The sequence below is a fragment of the Mesorhizobium sp. M2A.F.Ca.ET.067.02.1.1 genome (assembly GCF_004023285.1).
In the GTDB taxonomy this organism is placed as follows: domain Bacteria; phylum Pseudomonadota; class Alphaproteobacteria; order Rhizobiales; family Rhizobiaceae; genus Mesorhizobium.
The window spans coordinates 1-5248 of record NZ_RZSB01000427.1 but is presented as its reverse complement, the minus strand read 5'-3'; the positions used below and the strand labels follow the sequence as shown (position 1 = coordinate 5248).

At 64.7% G+C, this 5248-nt stretch carries 4 protein-coding genes; 3 read left to right on the top strand and 1 reads right to left on the bottom strand.

All coding sequences use genetic code 11. The features are described 5' to 3' along the window. Positions 1-930: copper resistance D family protein (locus EOA28_RS24065; RefSeq protein WP_148670824.1), on the top strand; the 930-nt coding region annotated here is incomplete at its 5' end. Positions 931-1057: 127 nt separating this feature from the next. Continuing rightward, positions 1058-2485, top strand: coding sequence for an NADP-dependent phosphogluconate dehydrogenase (gndA, locus tag EOA28_RS24060; RefSeq protein WP_127250049.1), 1428 nt, complete (start codon positions 1058-1060; stop codon positions 2483-2485). Here gndA and EOA28_RS24055 read toward each other — a convergent pair. Next, positions 2482-3525 carry a LacI family transcriptional regulator gene (locus tag EOA28_RS24055; RefSeq protein WP_127250048.1) on the bottom strand — a complete coding sequence of 348 codons (1044 nt, stop codon included), beginning with the start codon at positions 3523-3525 and terminating at the stop codon, positions 2482-2484. The two genes, gndA and EOA28_RS24055, sit on opposite strands and share 4 nt — an antisense overlap. Before the next feature lie 385 nt (positions 3526-3910). On the opposite strand from EOA28_RS24055, the gene EOA28_RS24050 reads away from it, so the two are divergent. Then, positions 3911-5149 carry an ABC transporter substrate-binding protein gene (locus EOA28_RS24050; RefSeq protein WP_128315351.1) on the top strand — a complete coding sequence of 413 codons (1239 nt, stop codon included), beginning with the start codon at positions 3911-3913 and terminating at the stop codon, positions 5147-5149. Positions 5150-5248 lie beyond the last annotated feature (99 nt).

Below are 5248 nucleotides of genomic sequence, written 5' to 3'. Positions count from 1 at the left end.
GTGCTGATCGGCCTGATCGCTCTTGGTCTCGCTTTGCTGTCGCTTGCCGGGCCGTCGGGTCTTCGCAAGCCGTCGGCAGGCGCAGCACTGCTTTGTGTCGGCGGCGCTCTTGCCGCCAGCGGCCACGCCAGCGCCGCCGAACCGCAATGGCTGACGCGGCCGCTGGTGTTCCTGCATGGCACGGCAATCGCCTTCTGGGCCGGCGCGCTGGCACCGCTCGGCCTGGCATTGCGGCGGGAGCCGGCGGAAGCAAAAGTCTTTCTGCGGCGCTTCTCCCGGGCGATCCTGCCGGTCGTCATCCTGCTTGCCGCAAGCGGCATCGTGCTTGGAGTCATCCAGGTGCAAGAGCCGGCTGCGCTGGTCCACACCGCCTATGGCCGCCTGCTGCTGCTCAAGCTGGCGCTGCTGCTCTTCCTGTTCACGCTAGCCGCGGTCAATCGCTGGACGTTGACGGCGCCCGCCGAGGCCGGTGACACGGAAGTGCAGCGACGGCTGGTGCGCTCGATCGGCATCGAGGTGGTGATTGTGCTCGCGATCTTCGGCGTCGCCGCCGGCTGGCGCTTCACCCCGCCGCCGCGCGCGCTGGCGATCGCCGCGGCGCAGCCGGTGTCGATCCATATCCACACGCTGGAAGCTATGGCCGATCTCAGCATCACGCCTGGACATGCGGGCGCGGTCGCTGCGTCGATGGTGATTATGACGGGTGATTTCGGACCGCTCGACGCCAAGCAGGTGACGCTGGTGCTGTCGAAGCCGGATTCCGGCATCGAGCCGATCAAGCGGCCGGCGAGGAAACCCGGCGACGGCACCTGGCGCGTCGATAATCTCGTCATTCCGCTGCCCGGCCGATGGAACGCCCGGCTCGATATCCTCGTTTCGGATTTCGAGGCGGTAAAGATCGAGGCGCCGATCGACATCCGATCCGATTGAGATCCAGTCCATATAGAATACGGCGAGGCGGTTGACGGCGCCGCCAAGGCCCGTCATTCATCTTGCGAAACAGTGGGCATCGCCCGGAACGCGGCCACAACAAGCATTCGAAAGCAGGGAAGAAACGATGGAAAAAGCCGAAATCGGCCTAATCGGCCTTGGCACGATGGGCTCCAACCTGGCGCTCAACATCGCCGAGCACGGGCACCGCATCGCCGTCTTCAACCGCACGCCGTCGCGCACCGACGCCTTTGTCGAGAGCGCCGGTCCGCTGAAGGACATGGTCGTTCCCTGCTACAGCCTGGAGGAGCTTGCCGCGGCGATCCGGCCGCCGCGGCCGATCATCATCATGGTGCTGGCCGGCAAGCCGGTCGACGAGCAGATCGCGGCACTGCGCGGCGTGCTCTCCGACAACGACATCGTCATCGATGCCGGCAACGCCAACTTCCGCGACACAATGCGCCGCTTCTCGGAACTCTCCGGCTCGGGCCTGACCTTCATCGGCATGGGTGTGTCCGGTGGCGAGGAAGGCGCCCGCCATGGGCCCTCGATTATGGTCGGCGGCACTGAAGAATCCTGGAAGCGCGTCGAGAAGGTGCTGACCGCAATTTCGGCCAAGTTCAAGGACGAGCCTTGCGCGGCTTGGCTCGGGCACGACGGCGCCGGCCATTTCGTGAAGACCATCCACAACGGCATCGAATATGCCGACATGCAGATGATCGCCGAGATCTACGGCATATTGCGCGACGGGCTCGGCATGGCGCCCAAGGAGATCGGCAGGGTGTTCGAGGAATGGAACAAGGGCCGGCTCAACTCCTACCTGATCGAGATCACCGCCAAGGTGCTGGCCGCCGACGATCCCAAGACCGGCAAGCCGGTGGTCGATATCATCCTCGACCGCGCCGGGCAGAAGGGCACCGGTAAATGGTCGGTCATCGAGGCGCAGCAGCTCGGCATTCCGGCCACCGCCATCGAGGCGGCGGTCGCGGCGCGCGTGCTGTCCTCGATCAAGGACGAGCGGCAGGCGGCTGAAAAGGCTTATGGCGATATCGGCGTCGAGAAGATTGCCGGCGACAAGGCCGCGCTGCTCAAGGATCTGGAGCTGGCATTGTTCGCCGGCAAGATCGCGGCTTACGCGCAAGGGTTCGCGGTGATGAGCGGCGCATCCAAGGAGTTCAACTGGAACCTGCCGATGCCGACCATTGCCAAGATCTGGCGCGCCGGCTGCATCATCCGCTCGCAGATGCTGGACACGATGGCCGAGGCTTTCGGCTCGGGCAGCGCGTCCACCAACCTCCTGATGGCGCCGGCCTTCATCGCGATGATGAAGGAAGCGCATCCGTCGCTTCGGCGTATCGTGGCAAGGGCGTCCGAGGCCGGCTCGCCGGTGCCGGCGCTGTCTTCGGCGCTGGCCTATTTCGACAGCTATCGCCAAGGACGCGGCACGTCGAACCTCATCCAGGCGCAACGCGACTTCTTCGGCGCGCATGGTTTTGAGCGCATCGGCGAGCAGGGCGCCTTCCATGGCCCGTGGGGGAGCGGCGCGGGGCACTAGCCCCGATAGGGCATGACCTCACTCGGCTTGCTCAGCGACTGCAGGGAGCCGGGTTCCTTGCCTGCAATCCAGCCAAGCACGGCGCGGGCGAGCTCGTAGCCGGCCAGCCGGAAATCCTCGTTGACGACGAGCAGCTCCCGCCGAAATAGGTGCAGCACCTCCGAGGACTGTTTCGACACCACGTCGACATCGCGGCCGAGCTTCAGGCCGGCATCCTCGATGCCAGCGACGACGGCGAGCGTTGCCGCGGCGGCGCTGCTGATGATGCCGTCCGGGCGGTCGTCTCGGCGCATGAGCTGGGCGGTGCGCATCCTGATCTGCTCGATCGTATGGTCGATCGAGACGGTGTTGAAGGGCACCTCCGAGGCGCCGACCTCGCTCAGCGCATCGGCAAAGCCGTTCACCGTATAGCGGAAATAGGTGAGGCCAACCGGGGGCGTCACGAGGGCAAGCCGGTTGCGGCCTTTGGCGGCCAGCGCGCGGACGGCTTCGCCGGCAAAGGCGTAATTGTCGAAGTCGTGATAGGGATGCACCAGCCCCATGTCGGTGCGGCCATGCGTGGCGAAGGGAACGCCGTGCTCCAGCATGTAGCGCGCCCGCGGATCGTTGGGCTGCGTGCGCGATATGATGACGCCGTCGGCCGAGCCCGTCTCGACCAGATAGCGCACCGGGACGAGCGGATCCTGCGAGCGCGAATAGGGCGTGACGATCAGGTGATAGGGCGTGTCGGCGATGACCTCGGTGACGCCGTAGATGATGTCCGAGACGAAGCTCATCAGCTCGTGCTCGGTGTTCAGCACAAGCGAGATGACGTTGGTCTTGCCGGTCCTCAAGCGCACGCCGGCGCGGTTCGGACGATAGCCGATCTGTTTGGCGACGAGCTGGACGCGGCGCCTGGTCTCAGCGCCGATCTCGGGCGCATCCTTCAGCGCACGCGACACCGTCGTGACGCCAAGCCCGGTCATGAAGGCAAGCGTCTTCAGCGTCGGCCGCTCCTTGCCTGACGCGTCGTCGCCCTTCTTCGTTACCCGTCTATCCATTCGTCCCGCCCGCCAGGCGCATAGCAGCCGCGGGGCCAGCCGGCAATCGTGCGGCGTTGACGACTGCGCGACTTCTGCCCGCGGCGAGCGCCAGTATACTGAAACGTTACAGATTGCCAATCTTCGTGATTGGCCGGCAAGGTCACGACCTTTGCAGTCCGCGGGCGGAGATGAACCCAAAGTCCCTGGAATCAAAAAGAAATATCGATCTGGGACCAGTTTTAGCCACGATCAATCACTTTGGCACCAGCTTTGGCGCTTTGAGAGAAGGATTTTGTTCGCGCCTCGAAAAAATCTTAGGCCGCTTTAAGACAAGGGGTTGCCTATGCCGGCCATTTGCCGTATCGAAAATCTGTAACGTTTCAGATTCTGGGAGGAAGCCGAAATGCGATACAAATTCCTGACTGCCGCCTTTGCCGCGACGGTTGCGCTCAACTTTGCCGGTCAGGCGGCCGCGACCGACCTCGAAGTCACCCATTGGTGGACTTCGGGCGGTGAAGCGGCGGCGGTGGCCGAGCTTGCCAAGGCATTCGATGCCACGGGCAATCACTGGGTCGACGGTGCCATCGCAGGCTCCGGCGGCACGGCGCGGCCGATCATGATCAGCCGCATCACCGGCGGCGACCCGATGGGCGCCACTCAGTTCAACCACGGCCGCCAGGCCGAGGAACTGGTCCAGGCCGGGCTGATGCGCGACCTCACCGACATCGCCACCAAGGACAAATGGACCGAGATCGTGCGGCCAAAGAGCCTGCTCGACTCGTGCACCATCGAGGGCAAGATCTATTGCGTGCCGGTCAACATCCATTCCTGGCAATGGCTGTGGCTGTCGAATGACGCCTTCCAGAAGGCCGGCGTGCCGACGCCGAAGGACTGGAATGAATTCGTGGCCGCCGCTCCGGCGCTCGAGAAAGCCGGTATCATCCCGCTCGCGGTCGGCGGGCAGCCCTGGCAGGCATCGGGCGCCTTCGACGTGCTGCTGGCCGCGGTTGGCGGCACCGACGCCTTCCTGAAAGTGTATAAGGACAAGGACGCCAAATTCGCCGCCGGTCCCGAAATCGCCAAGGTGTTCAAGGCGGCGGACGACGCCCGCAAGATGGCCAAGAACACCAATGTGCAGGACTGGAACCAGGCGACCAATCTCGTCATCACCGGCAAGGCCGGCGGCCAGATCATGGGCGACTGGGCGCAGGGCGAGTTCCAGGTCGCCGACAAGACCGCCGGCAAGGACTATACCTGCCTGCCCGGCCTCGGCCTGAATGAGGTGATCGCCACCGGCGGCGACGCCTTCTACTTCCCGCTGCTCAAGGACGCCGACAAGTCCAAGGCGCAGGAAGTGTTGGCCGAAACGCTGCTCGATCCCAAGACCCAGGTCGCCTTCAACCTCAAGAAGGGCTCGCTGCCGGTGCGCGGCGACGTCGACCTCAACACGGCGAACGACTGCATGAAGAAGGGCCTCGCCATTCTCGCCAAGGGCGCCGTCATGCCGTGGACGGACCAGCTGCTCTCGCAGGACAGCCAGAAGCAGAAGGAGGACCTGTTCTCCGAATTCTTCGCCAAGCCCGACATGACGCTCGAAGACGCGCAGAAGCGCTTCGCCGACATCATCGCGTCGGCCGACTGATCGACGGCGCCCCCGCCAACTCCCGACCCCAGCCTATCCGGGGCCGGGAGCCTGACGTCTCATTGCCCGGCTGCCGAGATGAGCAACAGCGAACGCCCG